This window comes from Cupriavidus sp. D39, assembly GCF_026627925.1.
GTDB classification, from domain to species: domain Bacteria; phylum Pseudomonadota; class Gammaproteobacteria; order Burkholderiales; family Burkholderiaceae; genus Cupriavidus; species Cupriavidus ulmosensis.
The window spans coordinates 3,234,527-3,251,944 of the sequence record NZ_JAPNLE010000009.1 but is presented as its reverse complement, the minus strand read 5'-3'; the positions used below and the strand labels follow the sequence as shown (position 1 = coordinate 3,251,944).

At 66.1% G+C, this 17,418-nt stretch carries 15 protein-coding genes, 2 pseudogenes and 2 riboswitches; of the genes and pseudogenes, 5 read left to right on the top strand and 12 right to left on the bottom strand.

All coding sequences use genetic code 11. The annotated features are described in order from the left end of the window. Position 1: 1 nt before the first annotated feature. Positions 2–1,153 carry a branched-chain amino acid ABC transporter substrate-binding protein gene (locus tag OMK73_RS27360; protein ID WP_267604770.1) on the top strand — a complete coding sequence of 384 codons (1,152 nt, stop codon included), beginning with the start codon at positions 2–4 and terminating at the stop codon, positions 1,151–1,153. Positions 1,154–1,329: 176 nt separating this feature from the next. Here OMK73_RS27360 and OMK73_RS27355 read toward each other — a convergent pair whose 3' ends face one another. After that, positions 1,330–1,653: a type II toxin-antitoxin system RelE family toxin gene (locus tag OMK73_RS27355; RefSeq protein WP_267604768.1), complete on the bottom strand. Its 324-nt coding sequence runs from the start codon at positions 1,651–1,653 to the stop codon at positions 1,330–1,332. Continuing rightward, positions 1,654–1,905 (bottom strand): type II toxin-antitoxin system Phd/YefM family antitoxin, encoded by a 252-nt coding sequence (locus tag OMK73_RS27350; protein ID WP_174426841.1) that lies wholly within the window; start codon positions 1,903–1,905, stop codon positions 1,654–1,656. A gap of 217 nt (positions 1,906–2,122) precedes the next feature. On the opposite strand from OMK73_RS27350, the gene OMK73_RS27345 reads away from it, so the two are divergent. The 4 genes from OMK73_RS27345 to OMK73_RS27330 all read left to right on the top strand — a co-directional run bounded on the left by OMK73_RS27345 (position 2,123) and on the right by OMK73_RS27330 (position 6,529). Beyond that, positions 2,123–3,382: a tetratricopeptide repeat protein gene (locus OMK73_RS27345; protein ID WP_267604766.1), complete on the top strand. Its 1,260-nt coding sequence runs from the start codon at positions 2,123–2,125 to the stop codon at positions 3,380–3,382. Then, positions 3,301–4,035, top strand: a complete 735-nt coding sequence (locus OMK73_RS27340) for a hypothetical protein (protein ID WP_267604765.1) — start codon at positions 3,301–3,303, stop codon at positions 4,033–4,035. Before OMK73_RS27345 ends, OMK73_RS27340 begins: the two co-directional genes overlap by 82 nt. A 164-nt stretch (positions 4,036–4,199) precedes the next feature. Continuing rightward, entirely contained in the window at positions 4,200–5,414 is a 1,215-nt protein-coding gene (locus tag OMK73_RS27335) for a cation:proton antiporter (RefSeq protein ID WP_267604763.1), read from the top strand. After that, complete coding sequence (locus OMK73_RS27330; protein ID WP_267604762.1) at positions 5,414–6,529, top strand: YbdK family carboxylate-amine ligase; 1,116 nt, start codon at positions 5,414–5,416, stop codon at positions 6,527–6,529. The genes OMK73_RS27335 and OMK73_RS27330 overlap by 1 nt, the downstream gene beginning before the upstream one ends. A 37-nt stretch (positions 6,530–6,566) precedes the next feature. Here the strand turns inward: OMK73_RS27330 and OMK73_RS27325 are convergent, their stop codons facing one another. The 10 genes and pseudogenes from OMK73_RS27325 to OMK73_RS27275 all read right to left on the bottom strand — a co-directional run bounded on the left by OMK73_RS27325 (position 6,567) and on the right by OMK73_RS27275 (position 17,238). After that, positions 6,567–7,994 carry an FAD-binding oxidoreductase gene (locus tag OMK73_RS27325; RefSeq protein ID WP_267604761.1) on the bottom strand — a complete coding sequence of 476 codons (1,428 nt, stop codon included), beginning with the start codon at positions 7,992–7,994 and terminating at the stop codon, positions 6,567–6,569. A gap of 124 nt (positions 7,995–8,118) precedes the next feature. Continuing rightward, positions 8,119–8,598 carry an OsmC family protein gene (locus tag OMK73_RS27320; protein ID WP_267604760.1) on the bottom strand — a complete coding sequence of 160 codons (480 nt, stop codon included), beginning with the start codon at positions 8,596–8,598 and terminating at the stop codon, positions 8,119–8,121. Positions 8,599–8,661: 63 nt separating this feature from the next. Next, positions 8,662–9,399, bottom strand: a complete 738-nt coding sequence (locus OMK73_RS27315) for an MBL fold metallo-hydrolase (RefSeq protein ID WP_267604759.1) — start codon at positions 9,397–9,399, stop codon at positions 8,662–8,664. 56 nt (positions 9,400–9,455) lie between these two features. Further along, entirely contained in the window at positions 9,456–9,779 is a 324-nt protein-coding gene (locus tag OMK73_RS27310) for an EthD family reductase (protein WP_267604758.1), read from the bottom strand. A gap of 79 nt (positions 9,780–9,858) precedes the next feature. After that, positions 9,859–11,235, bottom strand: a complete 1,377-nt coding sequence (locus OMK73_RS27305; protein WP_267604757.1) for an L-serine ammonia-lyase — start codon at positions 11,233–11,235, stop codon at positions 9,859–9,861. Positions 11,236–11,267: 32 nt separating this feature from the next. Next, positions 11,268–11,809: pseudogene (locus OMK73_RS39400) on the bottom strand (DUF421 domain-containing protein). A 127-nt stretch (positions 11,810–11,936) separates the two neighbouring features. Then, a complete protein-coding gene (gene gcvP, locus OMK73_RS27290) occupies positions 11,937–14,840 on the bottom strand; it encodes an aminomethyl-transferring glycine dehydrogenase (RefSeq protein WP_267604756.1) in 2,904 nt (967 codons plus the stop codon). 117 nt (positions 14,841–14,957) lie between these two features. After that, on the bottom strand, positions 14,958–15,338 hold the full coding sequence (gene gcvH / locus OMK73_RS27285; protein WP_006157271.1) for a glycine cleavage system protein GcvH: 381 nt from the start codon (positions 15,336–15,338) through the stop codon (positions 14,958–14,960). A 103-nt stretch (positions 15,339–15,441) separates the two neighbouring features. Beyond that, positions 15,442–16,580: pseudogene (gene gcvT / locus OMK73_RS27280) on the bottom strand (glycine cleavage system aminomethyltransferase GcvT). 98 nt (positions 16,581–16,678) lie between these two features. Beyond that, positions 16,679–16,829: riboswitch (glycine riboswitch) on the bottom strand. Positions 16,830–16,850: 21 nt separating this feature from the next. Next, a riboswitch (glycine riboswitch) is annotated at positions 16,851–16,938 on the bottom strand. A 69-nt stretch (positions 16,939–17,007) separates the two neighbouring features. Next, on the bottom strand, positions 17,008–17,238 hold the full coding sequence (locus OMK73_RS27275; RefSeq protein WP_267604754.1) for a glycine zipper 2TM domain-containing protein: 231 nt from the start codon (positions 17,236–17,238) through the stop codon (positions 17,008–17,010). Positions 17,239–17,418: the final 180 nt, after the last annotated feature.

Genomic DNA, 17,418 nt, shown 5'->3' with positions numbered 1-17,418 from the left:
GATGAACTCGACTTTCCACAAGACGGCCCTGACCGTTGCCCTGTCCGTCGCTGGCCTTTGCGCCACCTCGGCTGCCTTCGCCCAGGCGCAGGAAATCAAGCTGGGCTTTGCCGCGCCGATGACCGGCGGCCAAGCGCAATACGGCAAGGACATGCAGAACGGCGTCGTCCTCGCCATCGAGGAAATGAACGCGACCAAGCCCAAGATCGGCGGCAAGGACGTCAAGTTCGTACTGCTCTCCGAGGACGACGCAGCTGACCCCAAGACCGGCTCGGTGGTCGCGCAGAAGCTGGTCGACAACGGCATCCAGGGCATGCTGGGCCACTTCAACTCCGGCACCAGCATCCCCGCCTCGATGGTCTACAACCGCGCCGGCATCCCCCAGATCGCCATGGCAACGGCGCCTGAGTACACCCGCCAGGGCTTCAAGACCACCTTCCGCATGATGACCTCCGACACCCAGCAGGGCTCGGTGATCGGTGCCTTCGTGGTGAAGAAGCTGGGCGCCAAGAGCATCGCCATCGTCGACGACCGCACTGCCTACGGCCAAGGCCTGGCAGACGAGTTCGAGAAGGCCGCCAAGGCCGCCGGCGGCAAGATCGTGCGCCGCGAGTTCACCAACGACAAGGCGGTGGACTTCAAGGCCGTGCTGACCAACATCAAGCGCAGCAACCCGGACGTGATCTTCTTCGGCGGCGCCGAGACGCAATCCGCACCGATGGCCAAGCAGGTCAAGGAACTCGGCATGAAGTCGCCGGTGGTGTCGGGCGAAATGTCGAAGACCGACAACTTCCTGAAGCTGGCCGGCCCTGCTGCCGAGGGCACGGTCGTGTCGCTGGCCGGCCTGCCGCTGGAGCAGATGCCCGGTGGCACCACCTACGAGAAGAAGTACGAGAAGCGCTTCGGCGGCAAGGTGCAGACCTACTCGCCGTACGCCTATGACGGTGCCACGGCCATGATGACCGCCATGGTCAAGGCCGGCTCGGCCGATCCGGCGCGCTACCTGCCGGTGCTGGCGGCCACCAACATGCAAGGCGTGACCACCAAGACCCTGGCCTACGACGCGCGCGGCGACCTGAAGGACGGCGGCATTACCGTCTACAAGGTGGTTGGCGGGAAATGGACCGTGCTGGAGACGGTGGGCGGCAAGTAAGCCATCCTCGCCATAGAACGACAACGCCAGCCTGCTGGATTAGCCGTTCGGTCAAAGCGTTGATCGCGCCCCTCGAGGGGCGCAACACGCCTCAGTCAACGACTGGGGCGTTTCTTTTCCCAAGGTAGGATCTGCCGTGACCCAAGGGGGCGGGCCTGTCCTGACGCCACATGCCCTCAGTCCTCCTCGACGTCGAAGTCCCGGCCACCCTCCCACGCAGCCGCTGCATCCTCGTAGATGCCACCATCGCGCCGGCCTACCGCCAGAACGATGATGTCGGGCGGGTTTTCGTTGTCGCGGACCAGGTAGACCAGTCGGTACCCGACGCCACGCAACTTGATCTTGTAGCAATCAATGAGCGGTGGCCGGAGTTCGGCGCCCGGTATCCTTGGCGTCGCCACGCGCTTCTTCAGTGCATCCTTGAAAAGCGCTTTGACCGAACCGTCGAGCTTCGCCCAATCCTTGAGTGCCTCCGGGACGAACCGTAGTTCGTGGGCCATTTACAGGTCGTCGATGTTGACTTTGACCGCGCGGCTCACTGACTTGAGCCGGGTCTGCACCAGGCTCTCCAGCTGTCGCTCATCGTACAGCTCGGCCATCTTGGCCATGAATTCCGGAGATACCGTGTAGAACGCGGGCCGGTTGTGGTTCAGGACAGCCACAGGCTGGCCATGGGCCTCCTCAACAACCTTGCTGGGGTTCTGCTTGAATTCCGAAATGCTGACGGTCAGCAGGCTATGGATGTTTTCCATCAAAAGCTCCGGATAGGTCTAAATTCAGACCTATATTACGCCCTATTTCTGCATTCCCAAGGCTGGCGGGCGGCGTTGTCGTTTGTGACATACATGGGGAGCAGGCCGATGTCTAGTGCTGCGCTTGCGGCCGGAATGGCCCCTTGTTCTCACAAGCGGGAGGGGCCTCCATGGCGCATAATCCCGCACTCGCACATCCACCCCGAAGGAGCAGTCCGTGTCCGTGCAGGAAGTCAGCTACGACCACGCCATCGAGCTAGCCAACGCAGAGCGCTACGATGAAGCGCTGGTCATTCTCGACCAGCTTTCGCAGGCGCAGCCTCAAGTGGTGGATTTCGATTGTCTGCGGGCACGCCTGCACTTCGATCGCGGCGACGCGCAAGCCGCCTTTGCCGTGCTCGATGCGGCGCTGGCCAAGCTGCCCGGGCTGCCGCTGCACCCGGCCCACCGCTGGTCCTCGCGCGGCGTGATCGCGCACCGCTACGGCATGCTGCTGGTGGCGATGGAGCGCTTCCAGGAGGCGCTGCCCTGGCTGGAAGAAGCCGCGCTGCGCAACGGCTTGTCCTCCGGCGAGTGGAGCGCCCGCCTGCATGCCGGGCTGGTGCACTACCGGCTGGGCAATTTCGCCGCGGCCGGCGCCTATTGGTATGACCTGCTCTATCGCGCGCCGGACCTTGGCGTCGAAGACATCCTGGCCCAGGCCCTGGCGCATGTGAATGCCGCCGGCGAGCAGGCCGAGCCGATGCTGCGCCTGTGCCTGGCGCGGATCGGCCTGGACAACCCGGACCTGCTCGAACTGGACGAAGCCGCGGGCGACGCCCTGGCCGCGGAGCAGGCCGCAATCGTGCTGGCCAGCCAGCCGGACCACCCGCACGCCCGCCGCATCCGCGCGCCGTTGCGCTACCGGGCTGGCGAGCTGGACGGCGCCTGGGACGACTTTGCCACCTACCAGCGCAACGCGCCGGACCCGAAGGCGCAGGTGCGCGAGCTGGAATGGCGCCACCAGTCCGGCGAGGCCGAGCCGTGGCTGCGCTTCTCCTTTGTGGACAAGGCCACCGACGCGACCGGCTACTACAACGCTGGCGTGGCGCTGGCCGAGTTCATGGACGCGGTGCCGGCCGCCGAGGCCGCATTGACCCCGCACCTGATCCAGGCCTACCGCCTGGGCCTGGCGCGCTTCGAGGCCTACTTCGCCACCGGCGAGGGCGGCTACGATGACGCCGATCCCCATATTTTTCGTTGCTGTGCCACAACCTGGCCACCCGGCTGGAAGGCGACGGCAACCGCGCGGAGCGCATCGCGCTGCACGAGAAGGGCATCGCGGTCAGCGAATTCATCGAGCACTGGATCGACCTGCTTGAATGCCTCGAGGCAGCCGGGCAGCATGGCAAAGCCGTGGAAGTCGCCGGCGATGTGCTCAACCGCTATCCGCTGGAGCGCGACCCCGCCAATGTGGGCTGGATCTTCAGCCGGCTGATGAGCACCTGGAAGGCCATCGGCGGCGCGGAAGTGACGTCGGCGGCCCGCGATGCGCTGGCGCACATGGATGCCCGCGCCGACGCCTTGCCGGTGGAGGAACGCAGCCAGACCGCCCACGCGCTGGCTCACGCCCGCGCGCACTTCGCGGGCCTGCTGCGCAACGCGATCGGCAGCATGGACCAGCACGACCGCACCGACGCGCAGGCCGAGATCGAGGCCCTGCAGCGCCGCGCGCTGCTGATCGAGGACGCGTGGCTGTGCAATCAGTTCGGCATGATCTGGCGCGATCTGGGCGCGCCGGAGCGTGCGCTGCCGCTGTTCGAGCAAGCCATCGCGCTGACCGCCGACGATCCCGTGGACCAGGCCTTCCCGCGCCTGCAGCGCGCGCTGATCCGCAACGGCGAGAAGCAATACGCGCAGGCGCTGACCGATTTCGAGGCCGCCTTTGCCGCGCACGACCGCTGGGACGGCGAGGCTTACCTCGGCGCCGTCGAGGCCGCGCTAGGGCTGGAGCAGCGCGAGACTGCGCTGGGCTACTTCGACAAGGCCCGCGCAAGCGGTGCCGCGCAGGGCAAGACGCGCTCGCTGTATGCCCGCATGGAAACCGGCCTGCGCGCTACCCGGCCGGGATGGAAGTTCTGGGGCGTGTAGCCTCGGGAGCCAGCCGCATCCGCGACTCAGTCACGATAAAAAAACGCCATCCCTGTAAGATGGCGTTTTTTTACGTGTGAACACGTCACGTTGACAGCAACTACCGTGCCCTGTCGGACAAACTCCGACATGGAATGTCATGTGCCTCCGCTACCATATAAGCCATGAATGGACTGAGCCAATTGTTTCCAAGCCTGCCCCTGGCACCGGGCGGGCTTTTCTGGGTCGGGCTGGCGCTGGTGGGCGCCGGCCTGGCGGGCGAGATATGCCGCACGTACCTGCGGCTGCCCCGCATCGTCGGCTACGCCGCCACGGGCCTCGCGGCCGGCATGCTCGGCCGCGGCATCGTGGACGAGGACATGATCGCGCAGACCCGCATCCTGATCGACATGGCGCTGGCGCTGGCCCTGTTCGAGCTCGGGCACCGGCTCTCGCTCACCTGGCTGCGCGCCAACCGCTGGCTGCTATTCACCAGTGCTTTTGAAAGCCTGCTGACCTGGGGCCTGGCGGCCGCGGTGCTGCAATGGATCGGCGTGAGCCCGGCAGTCGCCATCCTGGCCGGCGGCATTGCCGTCAGCACCTCGCCCACCATCGTGCTGCAGCTCAAGAACGAGCTGCGCGCCGATGGCCAGGTGACGGAGCGCCTGCTTGCCATGGCCGCGCTGAACAGCATCTACGCCGCCGCGATCGTCCAGGTCGCCACCGGCTGGCTGCATTCCGAGTACGGCAACCTGGGCGCGGCGCTGCTGCATCCGCTCTACCTGCTGGCGGGTTCCTGCCTGCTGGCCTGGGTCGTCGGCAAGCTTGGCCACGCGATCTACGCGCGCATGGAAACGGACGATCACTACAGCTTCCTGGTGCTGGTGGGGCTGGTGCTGTTCACGCTGGCGCTCACGCGCGTGCTCAAGCTGTCGATGCCGCTCACGCTGATGCTGGCCGGTGTGGTGTTCAAGCACCAGGACAGCCAGCCGCGCGTGTGGCCGGCGCACTTCGGCAGCGCGGGCAGCCTGTTGATCATCGTGATGGTGGTCTCGCTCGGCTTGCCGCTGACCGCGCACGACTGGGCCATTGGTGGTGGCGCCGCGTGTGTGCTGGTACTGCTGCGTCACTTCGCCAAGCTGGTAGGCGTGGCCTCGCTGGGTTCGTTCTCGGGGCTGAGCATGAAGCAGTGCGTGGCCCTCGGGCTTGCACTGGCACCCATGTCTGGCCTCGCGTACTTGCTGATGAGCGATGTCGCGCTGCTGTATCCCACCACGGGTGAGCCACTGGCAGCCATCATCCTGTGCACGCTGGCGATCGAGCAGTTGCTTGGGCCCACGATGGCGGCCTGGGCACTTCGCTATGCGGGCGAGGTCAGAAGCAATGGAGGAGGACGCTGATGTCACTCGAACCGTTCAAGCACTCCGAGGCGCTGACGTTTGGCGTGGAACTGGAGCTGCAGCTCGTCAACCGGCATGACTACGACCTGGCGCCGTTCGCGCCGGATTTGCTGCGTGCGCTGAAAGGCGCGCAGCACGCCGGCGACATCAAGCCCGAGATCAGCCCCTCGATGATCGAGATCAGCACCGGCATCTGCAAGAGTTATGCACAGGCGCTGATTGAGCTCGGCACCATGCGCGACCTGATGGTCGACGCCTCGCGCTCGCTCAACCTCGGCATCTGCGGCGGCGGCACGCACCCGTTCCAGCAATGGGCCGACCGCACCATCTCCGATTCGCCGCGCTACCAGTACATTTCCGAGCTCTATGGCTATCTGGCCAAGCAGTTCACGGTGTTCGGCCAGCACGTGCACATCGGCTGCCCGAGCGCCGATGAATCGCTGTTCCTGCTCCACGCCATCGGCCGCTACGTGCCGCATTTCATTGCGCTGGCCGCTTCGTCGCCCTATGTGCAAGGGGTGGACACCGGCTTCGCCTCGGCACGGCTGAATTCCGTCGCCGCCTTCCCGATGAGCGGGCGCGCGCCGCACTTGCTCACCTGGGATGCCTTCACCGCGTACTTCGACAAGATGCGCAACACGGGCGTGATCGAGAGCATGAAGGACTTCTACTGGGATATCCGTCCCAAGCCGGAGTTCGGCACCATCGAAGTCCGCGTGATGGACACGCCGCTCACGGTCGGGCGCGCCTGCGATATCGCCGCCTACATCCAGGCGCTTGCGCGTTACCTGCTGCTGTCGCGCCCCTTCATGCCGCAGGAAGACGATTACCTGGTCTACACCTTCAACCGCTTCCAGGCGTGCCGCTTCGGACTGGAAGGCGAGTACGTGCATCCCAACGAACTGACCCGGATGCCGATTGCCGACCACATCATCTCGATCTGCGACGCGCTGGTGCCGCATGCCGAAGCGCTGGGCTCGCTCGACGCCCTGGCCAATATCCGCGCGCTGGCGCAAAGCCGCAACGGCGACGCGGAACGCGTGCGCCAGATCGAGAGCACGACCCGCAGCCTGCGCGAAACGGTGCGGCAGACCTGCGATAGCTGGGCTAGCTAAGCTAGCCAAGCGCGGTACCGGGCCTGTTGCCGGCACCCTACGCTGGCAGGTACTTCTCCCAAAGCTGGTTCCGGAATCGATAGGCAGGATCTACCTGCTTCTTGATGCGCGCAAACGCCGCCGCTTCGGGGTAGGCGTGCAGGAACTGGTCCGGTGTCGCATGCAGGCGGTAAGGCAGGTAGTAGCGCCCGCCGGCGTCCAGTGCTGCGTTGATCAGGTGCTGCGTCCACTGTCGCGTGGCGAAATCGGCGCTCTGGCTGCTTCGCTGCTTGTCGAAGGAGAACACCTCGGTGGGTGCCCAGGCTAGTAGCGTGGTCGTATCTGGCGGGGAGTGCCGGATCGATATGTTCAAGGCGTTGACCTGATACCGCCGCAGGATGTCCGCCATCCGCCTGGCGAAGGGCAGGAACGCGGCTACCGGGATGAAATACTCCTGCAGCAGATAGGTCGAGAAGATTCGCGTGCGTGGTTCCAGCGAGGCGGTATCAAGACTGGCTTCAAAGTTGCGGTGCACAACGGCACGCTCGCGCAGCAGGTTTTCCTCGGCGTAGCGCTCGCGCAACCATTGTGAGCCAGGCAATTCCGACGCGGCCCAGATCAGGTTCTGCTCGCGTGCGTAGTTCAGCTTGCGTGGCACCAGGCGTTCGCTCTGGGTCAGCTTTGCGTCGGAGGCAATCCAGCTGACCGCTAGCGGTTGGTCGAAGTCCGGCGGCGCGAGGTCGGCGTTATGCAGCACCACTGCGGGGTTGCCCACCACCTGATCGCGAAAGAATGCGGGATAGTCAGGCAGCGTCACGCGCTGCGCATGGCGGGCAATCACGCCATTGACCGCCAAGTCGAGCTCCACCTCGGAGATCACCCCCAGGCCGCCGTAGCCGCCAACGACAGCACGGAAAAGTGCCGCGTCCTTATTCCGGCTCAGCTCGCGGACATTGCCGTCGGCGCCCACCAGTTGCAGCGCACGCACTGACTCGACCACCGGACCGGCCCCGACGTAGCGCCCATGGCAATTCACCGAGACCGACCCGCCCACCGAGAAATCGCTATAGCTCTGCATCACCTTGACGGCGAGGTCGTGCGGATCGAGGATTTCCTGTAGATCGCGCCAGCGCATGCCGGCCTGCACCCGGGCATGCCGGCCCGCCACGTCCAGCCATACCAGGCGGTTCATCCCGCGCATGTCCAGATGCAGCGAATCGGCCATGGCCACTTGTCCGCCCATGCTGAAGCGCGCACCGCCGATCGATACCGGCCCGGCGCTTTCGCGCAAGGCTTGCTGGATCTGCGCCGTGCTGGCCGGCGTGGCCAACTGCGCCACGCGGATAGGGTTCAACTGGCTGACGTCGTCCACCACCAATGGGTCCGGCGCGCTGCAAGCGCAGCCGGCGCTAGCGCCGGCAAGAGCGGCAGCCTTCAGCAAGCGGCGGCGCTGGCGATCCGGGGCGGATATTGGCGTGGCGGGCAAATGGGCACCTGCAGGAGCGGTCGGGCAGCGGGCCCCCAACATAGCGCAATCTGCATGCTTGCTCAATCGGAGCAGTCCGAATCAGTCCGAATCGCTGGCAGGCCCGCGGCGTGCAGCGGGGCAATCAGGCCTGCGCGCCCACGTACACAGGCTCGCAGCGCACCTCCGACTTCACCGAGTTGGCAATGAAGCAAGCCTCGTGCGCCGTGTGATGCAGGTGCGCCAGTTCCTCGCGGGTCGGCTGGCGCTCTCCGGAGAAGGCGACCTCCGGCCTGAGCGTGACCACCGTCATGGCCATCCGGCCTTCCGCGTTCTTCGCCATGGTGCCGACCGCGGCATCGAAGTAGCGGTCCACGCAGAACTTGTGCTTGGCGGCGATGGAGAGGAACCACAGCATGTGGCAGCTGGAGAGCGACGAAACGAAGGCTTCTTCGGGATCGACGGCGGCGGCGTCCGACATGGGCAGGGGCACGACATGGGGCGATGAGGATCCTGGCACTTCCACGCCGCCGTCGAATCGCAGCAGGTGCTTGCGGCTATAGCGGTTGCCGAGGAAATCCTGCTCGCCACGTTGCCAGAGGATCTCTGCGGTGTACTGGGCCATGTCTTCTTTCTCCATTCAAGTGCCTGCGAAGGCCGATAGCTTATTGCTTTTCGCGCGCGTGCGTCACACCCCGTGCGGCACGCTTTCGCCATCCCGCAGCCCGAGCCGCTGGTTGGCGGGCACCGCCACATCGATCAGCTTCGGCTTGGGCAGGTTCAACTGCCCCATCATCTCGATGAACTGGGTACGCGTGCGCCCAGCCACGCGGCTGTTGTTGGCGCGCTCGAAGCCGATGGTGGATTCGGTGCGGCCCTTGTAATCGTGGGCGGGGTAGACCACGGTGTCGTCGGGCAGGGCGAAGAGCTTCTGCGTGAGGCTGTCGTACAGCGTGCCAGCGTCGCCGGACTGGAAGTCGGTGCGGCCGCAACCGTCGATCAGCAGCGCGTCGCCGGTGAAGACGCGGCGCATCGGGCCGGCGGGCGTGGCTTCTTCCCACAGGTAGCTCATGCTGCCAGCGGTGTGCCCCGGCGTGTGGATGGCGCGCAGCGTCTGCGTGCCGAACTGCAGCGTGTCGCCGTCGATCAGCTGTTTTTGCGCGGGTTGGATGTCGCAACCCGAGGGGGCCGCGGTGTGCGCGCCGGTTTGCAGTGCGACATGGCCGGCGGAGGTGATGTGGTCCGCGTGGGCATGCGTCTCGACCACCCACGCCAGCGTGGCGCCGCTGGCCTGCAGCAGCGCCATGTCGCGCTCCAGTTGGTGGTCCACCGGGTCGATCAGCAACGCCTGGCGCGTGGCGGCATCGATCAGCAGGTAGGTGTAGGTGGACGAGGTTTCGTCAAATAGCTGATGAAAGGTCTGCATGGCTGTGGCCGCCAATGGGGGAAGAACGCTACATGATAGCGCCGCCCGCGGGCGTGTCAGCCGATATTCACCACTTCGCTGATCTGCATCACGGGCACCGCATCGGTGTAGTTGGGCATATCGAGCTGCAGCTCGTTGCCGACGGCCTTTGACGCCGCGACGAAGGCCGGCAGCGACTCGAACAGGAAACTGAACACCACCGTAAAGGCCGGATCCGAGCCCGGCGCGCTGCCGCTCAGGCCGCGCTCCACCGACACACCGTGGTAGCCCGGATGCGGGCCGAACAGCGCGACGGCGCGCGGCATGTGCCGTTGCAGGTAGTAGTCCATATCGAACCTGCCGCCCTTCCTATGCGGGTAGAGAATGCTGATCTTGACCATGCCGGACTCCAGTGGGTTGGGGTGGATGCGCGGCTAGCGTAGCAGAAAGCGCGTGATCGGATTTGCCGGGGCGATGCGCTCAGCACTCCACGATATTCACCGCCAGCCCGCCGCGCGCCGTTTCCTTGTATTTGGTCTTCATGTCGGCGCCGGTCTCGCGCATGGTCTTGATGACGGAGTCGAGCGACACGTAGTGCATGCCGTCGCCGCGCAACGCCATGCGCGCCGCATTGACGGCCTTCACCGACGCCATCGCATTGCGTTCGATGCAGGGTATCTGCACCAGCCCGCCGACCGGGTCGCACGTCAGCCCGAGGTTGTGCTCCATGCCGATCTCGGCCGCGTTTTCCACCTGCTCGGGCGTGCCGCCCATCACCGCGGCGAGCGCGCCGGCGGCCATCGAGCAGGCCACGCCGACTTCGCCCTGGCAGCCCACTTCGGCGCCGGAGATCGAGGCATTGAGCTTGTACAGCATGCCGATCGCACCGGCGGTCAGCAGGAAGTCGATCACGCCTTGCGAGTTGGCGCCCGGCACGAAGCGGTCGTAGTAATGCAGCACGGCCGGGATGATGCCGGCGGCGCCGTTGGTGGGCGCCGTGACCACGCGGCCACCGGCCGCGTTTTCCTCGTTGACGGCGATCGCGTACAGGTTGACCCAGTCGATCACCGAAAGCGGATCGGCCAGCGAGCGCTCGGCGTGCTCGGTCAGGTTGCGGAACAGTTCGGGGGCGCGGCGCTTGACCTTGAACGGGCCCGGCAGCTCGCCGTCGGTGCGGCAGCCGCGCGCCACGCAGGCCTGCATCACGGCCCAGATCCGCAGCAGGCCGGCATTGACCTCGGCCTCGCTGCGCCACACGCATTCGTTTTCCATCATGAGCCGCGCGATGCTCTTCTTGCTGGCGGTTGCCATCTCCAGCATGGCGCGTCCGCTGCGGAAGGGATGCGGCAGTTGATGGTCCGCTTCCAGGATCTGCGTATTGGCCGCGCCCGCGGTGATGACGAAGCCGCCGCCCACCGACAGGTAGCGGCCTTCGCGGATGGTTTCACCGCCGGCATTGAAGGCGTGGAATTTCATGCCGTTGGGATGCTCGGCCATGGCCTCGCGGCGATAGAAGACGATGTGCTCCTTCTCCACGAAGGGCACGGGATGGGTGCCCAGCAGCGACAGCGTGCGGCTCGCACGCAGCGCGGCCATCCGCACGTCGATGGTGTCGGGGTCGACGGTGTCCGGTGCCTCCCCCAGCAAGCCGAGAATCACGCCCTTGTCGGTGCCGTGGCCGCGGCCGGTGGCGCCGAGCGAGCCGTACAGCTCGATGCGCACGCTGGCCACCTGCGGCAGCAGCCCGTCGCGGGCCAGCCCCTGGGCAAACATTAGCGCCGCGCGCATCGGGCCCACGGTGTGGGAACTGGAGGGACCGATGCCCACTTTGAACAGATCGAAGACGCTGACTGCCACGGGAGGCTCCTGGGGGCTGGCTGGCGCCGGATTCAGACCGGCGCGTCCATATCGTTGTTAATGGGGGCGCGCCACAGCGAGCCTGCCGCGTTGGGCGGGGTGGGGGCGCGTCTTTCTTTACCAGCACGCTGATCGTGCCGTCATTCTCGAGAATCGCGAAATGCACATCGGCGACGCGCTGGCACCCGGCATGCCGCAGCGCCTTGTGCAGGTCGTCGCGTGTGACGAGCGCGCGCTTCATCACGTCGGCAAACACCAGGCCATCGTGGATCAGTACCTCAGGCCGCCCTTCGACGACGTTCTCGATGCCCCGGCTGCGCCAGCTCAGCCACGCCAGCACAAGGTTGGCGGCGACCAGCGTCACCGCCAGGATCAGCCCTGCGGCAACGGAGTTGTCCCCGGCGTTCATGGAGTTCTGCACGGCGTTGGACAGCACCAGCAACAACACCAGGTCGAGCGAAGTCAGCTGCCCGATCTGGCGCTTGCCGGAAAGCCGCAGCAGCACCAGCAGGCTGCCGTAGACGATCAGTCCGCGCAGGACGAATTCCCACCATGGGGCGCTGAGATTCCACATGCGTGCTCCGTTTTTCCGGGCACGGCCGGGTGGCCGCGCATCCACACCGAGCATAGCGCGTTGGCAAGGCGCGCTGGCAAAACGCCGGGGTTGCCGCGACGAGCAGCAGCCCCGCCTTCATACCAGCTTACTCTTCAGCGTACTCGCTCATCGGCACGCATGCGCAGAACAGGTTGCGGTCGCCGTACACGTTGTCCGCACGGCCAACCGGCGGCCAGTACTTCTGCGTGCGCAGCGCGGCCACCGGGTAGGCGGCTTCCTGGCGCGTGTACTTGTGCTCCCACGCGTCGGCGGTGATCACCGCGGCGGTGTGCGGCGCGTTCTTCAGCGGGTTGTCCTCGCGGTCGAAGCTGCCGTCTTCCACGCGGGCGATCTCGGCACGGATGGCGATCATGGCGTCGATAAAGCGGTCCAGCTCATGCAGGGCCTCGCTCTCGGTCGGCTCGATCATCAGCGTGCCCGGCACCGGGAAGCTCATGGTGGGGGCGTGGAAGCCGTAGTCCATCAGGCGCTTGGCCACGTCCTCGTTGGAGATGCCCGTGGTCTTCTGCAGCGCTCGCACGTCCAGGATGCACTCGTGCGCCACCAGGCCGTGCTGGCCGGTGTAGAGCACGGGGAAGTGCGGCGACAGGCGGCGCGCCACATAGTTGGCGGCCAGGATGGCGTTCTCGGTGGCGGCGGTCAGGCCGGCCGAGCCCATCATGGCGATATACATCCACGAGATCGGCAGGATGCTGGCCGAGCCGAACGGCGCGGCGGACACGCCGCCGATGCCCTGGTCGTCGCGGCGATAGCCCACGCTGTCCTGGTTGGGCAGGAAGTCGGCCAGGTGCGCGCCGACCGCCACCGGGCCAACACCCGGGCCGCCACCGCCGTGGGGGATGCAGAAGGTCTTGTGCAGGTTCAGGTGGGACACGTCACCGCCGAACTGGCCCGGCGCGGCGGTGCCGACCATGGCGTTCATGTTGGCGCCGTCCACGTAGACCTGGCCGCCGTGCTTGTGCACGATGTCGCAGATCTGCTGCACGCCCTGCTCGAACACGCCGTGCGTGGACGGGTAGGTGATCATGATCGCGGCGAGGTTCCTGCTGTGCTGCTCGGCCTTCTTCGCCAGGTCGTCCAGGTCGACGTTGCCGTCTTCATCACAGGCCACCACCACCACCTTCATGCCGGCCATTTGCGCGGACGCCGGGTTGGTGCCGTGCGCGGAGGACGGGATCAGGCAGATGTCGCGATGGCTCTCGCCACGGCTGGCGTGGTACGCATGGATGATCAGCAGGCCGGCGTACTCGCCTTGCGAGCCGGCATTGGGCTGCAGGCTCACCGCGGCGTAGCCGGTGGCGGCGCACAGCATGGCTTCGAGCTGGTCGATCATCTCGCGGTAGCCGACCGTCTGGTCCAGCGGCGCGAAGGGGTGGATCTTGCTGAATTCGGGCCACGTCACCGGGATCATCTCGCTGGTGGCGTTGAGCTTCATGGTGCACGAGCCCAGCGGGATCATGGTGCGGTCCAGCGCCAGGTCCTTGTCGGCCAGCATGCGCAGGTAGCGCAGCATTTCGTGCTCGGCGTGGTGCGTGTTGAAGACCGGGTGGGTCAGGTAAGCGCTCTGGCGTGCCAGGCCAGCGGGATAGGCATCCAGCGCGGCGGCTTCCAGCACATCGAAGTCGGGCACCGGCTTGCCGTGCGCGAAGATTTCCAGCAGGGCGACCACGTCTTCCCGCGAGGTGGTTTCGTCCAGCGAGATGCCGATGCGGGTGGCGCCGGCGTGGCGCAGGTTGATGCCGCGGGCGGTTGCCGAGGCGTGGATGGCTTCCGTGTTGAAGCCGGTTTCCAGCGTCAGCGTGTCGAAATAAGTGGCATTGGTGCGCGCGTAGCCCAGTTGTTCCAGGCCGCCGGCCAGCGTAGCGGCCAGGCGGTGCACGCGCTGGGCGATGCGCTTGAGGCCTTGCGGGCCGTGGTACACGGCGTACATGGAGGCCATCACGGCCAGCAGTACCTGTGCCGTGCAGATGTTCGAGGTGGCCTTCTCGCGGCGGATATGCTGCTCGCGCGTCTGCAGGGCCAGGCGGTATGCCTTGTTGCCTTGCGCGTCGATGGTCACGCCAACCAGGCGGCCGGGCATGGAGCGCTTGAAGGCATCCTTGACCGCCATGTAGCCGGCGTGCGGGCCGCCGAAGCCAAGCGGCACGCCGAAGCGCTGCGAGTTGCCCACCGCCACGTCGGCGCCCCATTCGCCGGGCGCGGCGATCAGGGTCAGCGCCAGCAGGTCGGCGGCAGCCACCACCAGGCCGCCGGCAGCGTGCACGGCGTCGGCGATGGCGCGGTAGTCAGCGACATCGCCGTTGACGCCCGGGTACTGCAGCAGCACGCCGAAGGCATGGGCGCCGGCCGCTTCAGCAGCGGGGCCGACCTTGACTTCGATGCCCAGCGGCAGGGCGCGGGTGCGTACCACTTCCAGCGTTTGCGGCAGCACGTCGTCCGCCACATAGAAGGTGGTGGAGGCGTGCTTGTTGACGCGCTGCAGCAGCGTCATGGCTTCGGCCGCGGCAGTGCCTTCGTCCAGCATGGAGGCATTGGCGATGTCCAGGCCGGTCAGGTCAGTCACCATCTGCTGGAAGTTCAGCATGGCTTCCAGGCGGCCCTGGGAGATCTCGGGCTGGTAGGGCGTGTAGGCGGTGTACCAGGCCGGATTCTCGAAGATATTGCGCAGGATGACGCCCGGGGTCAGCGTGTTGTAGTAACCCTGGCCGATAAAGCTCTTGAGCACGCGGTTCTTGCTGGCCAGCCCACGCAGCTTGGCCAGCGCGGCTTCTTCGCTCAGCGGCGCGGTGAACTCGCCCAGCGGCATGCCGTCGCGGCGGCGGATGGCGGCGGGGATGACGGCGTCGATCAGCGCGGCGCGGCTGTCATAGCCCAGCACCTTGAGCATGTGCTGTTGTTCGGCGGCATCGGGGCCGATATGGCGGGAGGCGAAGGCGTCGCGAGCCTCCAGTTCGGCCAGCGTGGGCCGGGCAACTTGGGCGGCAGTCATGGGCAGGGGGCGTTCATGGCAAGGATCTCGTGGGAGCGGTGCGGCGGGTGGTCGGCCCGGCGCGTCGCGTCAATCTTCATCCGTCATTCCCGTGGCGGCGGGAATGACGGTCTGGCGTCAGGCGCCGACGTTGGCTTTATAGGCGTCGGCCGACATCAGGCCGTTCACGTCGTCGCTGTTGGCCGGCTTGAGCTTGAACAGCCAGGCGTCGAAGGCGTCGGCATTGACGCTTTCCGGCGCGGCGGCGGCGGCATCGTTGATGGCGATGACTTCGCCAGCGACCGGGGCGTAGATGTCGGATGCGGCCTTGACCGATTCCACCACGGCCAGCGCGTCGCCGGCGCCGACCGACTTGCCCACTTCCGGCAGCTCCAGGAAGACGATGTCGCCCAGCGCGTCCTGCGCGTGGTCGGTGATGCCGATGGTCAGCGTGCCGTCGGCTTCGACGCGCACCCACTCATGGGACTCGGTGTATTTCAGGTCGGCGGGGAAATTCATGGGATTGCTCCAGATTCAATTTGTTTTTCAGCGCCAGCCGGGCGGGGGTGTCGATCGTCGATCGGGAAACCGCCGGCAGGCGCGCTGTGACCGGTGCGAGCGTTCAGCTCACGAGTGCCTTGCCATTGCGCACAAACGGCAGTTTAACCACAGTCGCGGCGAGTTTGCGGTCGCGGATCTCGACCTGCACCTCGGCGCCGACGGCAACGTCGAGCGGCAGGCGGGCAAAAGCGATGGATTGGCTGAGCGAGGGGCTGAAGGTGCCGCTGGTGATTTCGCCTTCGCCGGCCGGGGTGATGACCTTCTGGTGGGCGCGCAGCACGCCGCCCGCCTTTCCGTTAGCCGGACGCAGGATCAGGCCGACGAACTGCTGGGTCTTGCCGCCGGCGACCAGTGCCGCCTTGCCGGTGAAGTCCCGTTCGCTTTGCAGATCCACGGTCCAGGCCAGGCCGGCGTTGAGCGGCGAGGTGTGGATATCCATGTCTTGGCCGTACAGGTTCATGCCGGCTTCCAGGCGCAGCGTGTCGCGCGCGCCCAGGCCGGCGGGGCGAACGCCCTCGGCGATCAGCTTTTCCCACAGGCCGGCCACGTTCTCGGCCGGCACTACCAGCTCGAAACCGTCTTCGCCGGTATAGCCGGTGCGTGCCACCATGACTTCGCCAAGGGCGGGGTCCTGCACCACCACGGCGTTGAACGGCTTCAGGGCTTCGCTGGGCTGGGTCGAGGGAAAGCGCTCCACACCTTGGCGCGGGCGTTGGGGCCTTGCACGGCAACGATGGCCAGCGGGGCCACGCCGTCGAGCGCATTGTCGCCCCGGCGCGGCGTGATCTTCACGCCGCTATTGGTGGCGGCGTTGCGCGCGGCGATCCACTCGATGTCGTTGTTCGCGGTGCCGGCGTTGACCACCAGGCGGAAGTGGTCCTCGGCGAAGAAATAGACGATCAGGTCGTCGATGACGCCGCCCTTTTCATCCAGCATGCAGGAGTACAGCGCCTTGCCCGGCGTTTGCAGCTTGTCGACATTGTTGGCCAGCAGGCCGCGCAGGAAGGGGCGCACATTGGCGCCCTTGAGGTCGACGACGCACATGTGGGAGACGTCGAACATGCCGGCATCGTTGCGCACCGCATGGTGTTCCTCGATCTGGGAGCCGTAGTTGACCGGCATGTCCCAGCCGCCAAAGTCGACCATGCGGGCGCCGAGGGCGCGGTGGATGGCGTTGAGGGGCGTGGCCTGGAGCGTCATGGAATCCTCGGGGGAAGGCAAATCTCGGTTCGAAAACGAAAAAGGGCCATCCACCGCAGGATTCGGCGCGCCATGGCGCTGCCAAATCCGCTGCGGCGGATGACCCCTCTGTCCTCGATACCTGAGAGATTACAAGGCGGATCCCGGTTGCTGGAAACCCAAACCTTGCGCGCCCCTTCGGTGGGCACGCTCACCATGGCTGTCGATGGAATCGATCAGTGGCGGGTGCCGCTCTCCAGAGTACGGCGTGCATCGTGTGCATGTTGCAAGCCGATCCAACCAGTCCATGGTGCCTGAGAGTTTTCGGGTGATACCCCTTCGGCGGCGCAAGATATGCGCGCTCTCCCGGTCAGATGCGCGCAATTTACGGGAGCGTCCTGGCTTTGTCAACGCACCCCGGCCGGGGTCGCTGTCCTGCTGCGGTGCACTACCGCCCGCGATGGCTGGGTGTCGTAACGTTACCGATGACACCGCCTACCGCTGCGCCGCCCAGGGTGCCTAGTGCGTCACCGCCTGTCAGGACTGCGCCACCCACTGCGCCAACGCCAGCACCGATTGCGGTGTTTCGCTGCTTTGGTGTCATATCGGCGCAGCCCGCCATGCCAGCTACCGCAATACCGATCAAGACCGCCTTGCTCAAGGAATGCAGGGTGCTCATGATTGCCTCCAGCGTGTTTGCCTCCAACGTATGGTGAAGTGCATCCGGCACGGCTCACACTCGGGCCGGACATAGAAATTAGACGTGCCAGCAAGGCCGCGGCTCCCGGGCTTACGAAGTGTTACGTGCCGGTGAGTACACTCTTTTCCGTCCAAGGCCTGGCCATGGCCGCGTGTTAAC

Bases quoted from the DNA above. Each gene is read 5' to 3' on its own strand.
- OMK73_RS27360 (WP_267604770.1), top strand. From the start codon at position 2: ATGAACTCGACTTTCCACAAGACGGCCCTGACCGTTGCCCTGTCCGTC.
- OMK73_RS27355 (WP_267604768.1), bottom strand. From the start codon at position 1,653: ATGGCCCACGAACTACGGTTCGTCCCGGAGGCACTCAAGGATTGGGCG.
- OMK73_RS27350 (WP_174426841.1), bottom strand. From the start codon at position 1,905: ATGGAAAACATCCATAGCCTGCTGACCGTCAGCATTTCGGAATTCAAG.
- OMK73_RS27335 (WP_267604763.1), top strand. From the start codon at position 4,200: ATGAATGGACTGAGCCAATTGTTTCCAAGCCTGCCCCTGGCACCGGGC.
- OMK73_RS27330 (WP_267604762.1), top strand. From the start codon at position 5,414: ATGTCACTCGAACCGTTCAAGCACTCCGAGGCGCTGACGTTTGGCGTG.
- OMK73_RS27320 (WP_267604760.1), bottom strand. From the start codon at position 8,598: ATGGCCCAGTACACCGCAGAGATCCTCTGGCAACGTGGCGAGCAGGAT.
- OMK73_RS27315 (WP_267604759.1), bottom strand. From the start codon at position 9,399: ATGCAGACCTTTCATCAGCTATTTGACGAAACCTCGTCCACCTACACC.
- OMK73_RS27310 (WP_267604758.1), bottom strand. From the start codon at position 9,779: ATGGTCAAGATCAGCATTCTCTACCCGCATAGGAAGGGCGGCAGGTTC.
- gcvP (WP_267604756.1), bottom strand. From the start codon at position 14,840: ATGACTGCCGCCCAAGTTGCCCGGCCCACGCTGGCCGAACTGGAGGCT.
- gcvH (WP_006157271.1), bottom strand. From the start codon at position 15,338: ATGAATTTCCCCGCCGACCTGAAATACACCGAGTCCCATGAGTGGGTG.
- OMK73_RS27275 (WP_267604754.1), bottom strand. From the start codon at position 17,238: ATGAGCACCCTGCATTCCTTGAGCAAGGCGGTCTTGATCGGTATTGCG.